Origin of the sequence: Azospirillum himalayense (assembly GCF_042657465.1) — a bacterium.
Classification (GTDB): Bacteria; Pseudomonadota; Alphaproteobacteria; order Azospirillales; family Azospirillaceae; genus Azospirillum; species Azospirillum himalayense.
The window spans coordinates 1-2,197 of record NZ_JBHSLC010000065.1; the positions used below are offsets into that span (position 1 = coordinate 1).

General features: G+C 68.2%; 2 protein-coding genes. Both read left to right on the forward strand.

Features of this window, described 5'->3' with window-relative positions:
* Positions 1-73: 73 nt before the first annotated feature.
* On the forward strand, positions 74-1,354 hold the full coding sequence (gene istA, locus ACFPMG_RS23740; RefSeq protein WP_376997690.1) for an IS21 family transposase: 1,281 nt from the start codon (positions 74-76) through the stop codon (positions 1,352-1,354).
* Entirely contained in the window at positions 1,354-2,139 is a 786-nt protein-coding gene (istB, locus tag ACFPMG_RS23745; RefSeq protein ID WP_175429654.1) for an IS21-like element helper ATPase IstB, read from the forward strand. Before istA ends, istB begins: the two co-directional genes overlap by 1 nt.
* The last annotated feature ends 58 nt before the right edge of the window (positions 2,140-2,197 follow it).

Genomic DNA, 2,197 nt, shown 5'->3' on the forward strand with positions numbered 1-2,197 from the left:
TGTCGGGCGTCTTGGCAAACTAGACCCTTAACGACAAGAGGAACTGGACCTCCTTCTGTAGAGGGAGGCCAGCATGTCGGTTGTTGAAGAGAGCGTTTTGCCGCGGGGGAATGATCCGCGGAGAGACGTGATGAGGACGCCGGAAGAGGTTGCGGCCATGCTTCGGCTCCATGCCTTGGGCTGGGGTGTCCGGCGCATCGCCACGGAACTCGAGTGCAGTCACATGACGGTGCGGCGCTACCTGGAGGCGGGCGGCTGGACGCCGGTGAAGGTCCCGCCTCGGTCCAAGACGCTGGATGGGCTGGAGAGCTGGCTGGCCGAACGCTTCCGGCGCCATCGCGGCAACGCCGATGTCGTGCGCCAGGACCTCCAGCACGAGCACGGCCTGCGCGTCGGCCTGCGCACCGTCGAACGCGCCGTGGCACCGTGGCGGCGCGAGCTGGAGGCCGAGGCCCGGGCCACGGTCCGCTTCGAGACGCCGCCGGGCCATCAGCTGCAGATCGACTTCGGCGAGTTGCGCACCGCCGTCGGCGGCGAACCACGGGGCAAAATCTATCTGTTCGTCGCCACGCTGGGGCACTCGCGCCGGCTCTACGTCCAGCCCTTTCGCCATGAACGGCAGTCGGCCTGGCTCGATGGCCTGGAGGGCGCCTTCCGGCATTTCGGCGGCCTGCCTCAGGAGGTCCTGCTGGACAACGCCAAGGCGCTGGTCACGCATCACGATCCGGAAACCCGCGAAGTGCTCTTCAACGAGCGGTTCCATGCCTTTGCCCGCTACTGGGGCTTTCGGCCGCGGGCCTGCGCACCGTATCGGGCTCGCACCAAGGGCAAGGACGAGCGCGGCGTCGGCTATGTGAAGCGCAACGCTATCGCCGGTCACAGCTTCGTCGGCTGGGCGGCGCTGGAGGCACATCTGGCGTGGTGGATGCGCGAGGTCGCCGACGTGCGCGTGCACGGCACCACCGGCGAGCCGCCTGTCGAGCGGTTCCTCCGCGATGAGGCGCATGCCTTGCGTCCACTGGAGGGGCGGCCGCCATTCCGGCAAATCCGCGAGCTGACCCGGCAAGTCCACGCCGATGGCTTTGTGGACGTGGATACCAACCGCTACAGCGTGCCGTGGCGCCTGATCGGCACGGCGGTGACGGTGCGGATCAGCGACGGTCAGGTTCATGTCTTCCAGGCCGGGGTGGAGGTGGCCCGGCATGCCGAGCGGCATGGCCGCCGCGAACGGGTGATCGATGCCGATCACCGCGTTGGCCTGCTCGGCGCATCCAAGCCGCCCCCGGCGCCGTCGTCGGCCGAGTTGCTGCGACCGCTGAGCGAGTACGAGCAACTGATCGGGGGAGGCTGGTGATGGACGCCGACCATCTGCCCGAGATGCTGGCGCGCCTGAAGCTGACGGCGCTGCGCGACCGCCTCGACACGCTGCTCGACGAGGCCGCCCGGCGCGAGCTGAGCCTGCGCGAGACCCTGGCCCTGCTGTGCGAGGCGGAAGTGGCACACCGGGAGGAGCGGCGCATCCAAATGGGCCTGGGCATCGCCAAGTTTCCCTTCGTGCGCACGCTGGAGGGCTTCGACTTCGACGCCCAGCCGTCGCTCGATCCCAAGCAAATCCGGGACTTGGCGGCATGCCGCTGGGTGGCCAACGGCGACGCCCTGCTGCTGCTCGGGCCGCCGGGGGTGGGGAAATCGCACTTGGCCGTGGCGCTCGGCCGCGAGGCGGTGCGGCACGGCTACTCGGTGCTGTTCGTGCAGGCGACCGAGCTGATCACCGCGCTCGCCCGGGCGCACGTCGAGGGGCGGCTGGAGGACAAGCTGGCCCACTACGCCAAAGCCAAGCTGCTGATCGTTGATGAAATCGGCTACCTGCCGTTCGAGCCCAACGCCGCACACCTGTTCTTCCAGCTGGTGTCGCGCCGTTATGAACGCGGCTCGATGCTGGTGACCAGCAACCGTTCGGTCAGCGAATGGGGAACCGTGTTTGGCGATCCGGTGGTGGCCACCGCCATTCTCGACCGGCTGCTTCACCACAGCCACGTCATCACCATCCGCGGCGACAGCTACCGGCTGCGGGAGAAGCGGCGGGCCGGCCTGCTCAAGACGAATCCGGCCCCGGCGGTCACCGAGAACACGCTATGACGTTCGAGGGTCCAGTTCCTCGTGTCGTCCCCGGTCCAGTTCCTGAAGTCGTTTGACA

Bases quoted from the DNA above. Each gene is read 5' to 3' on its own strand.
- istB (WP_175429654.1), top strand. From the start codon at position 1,354: ATGGACGCCGACCATCTGCCCGAGATGCTGGCGCGCCTGAAGCTGACG.
- istA (WP_376997690.1), top strand. From the start codon at position 74: ATGTCGGTTGTTGAAGAGAGCGTTTTGCCGCGGGGGAATGATCCGCGG.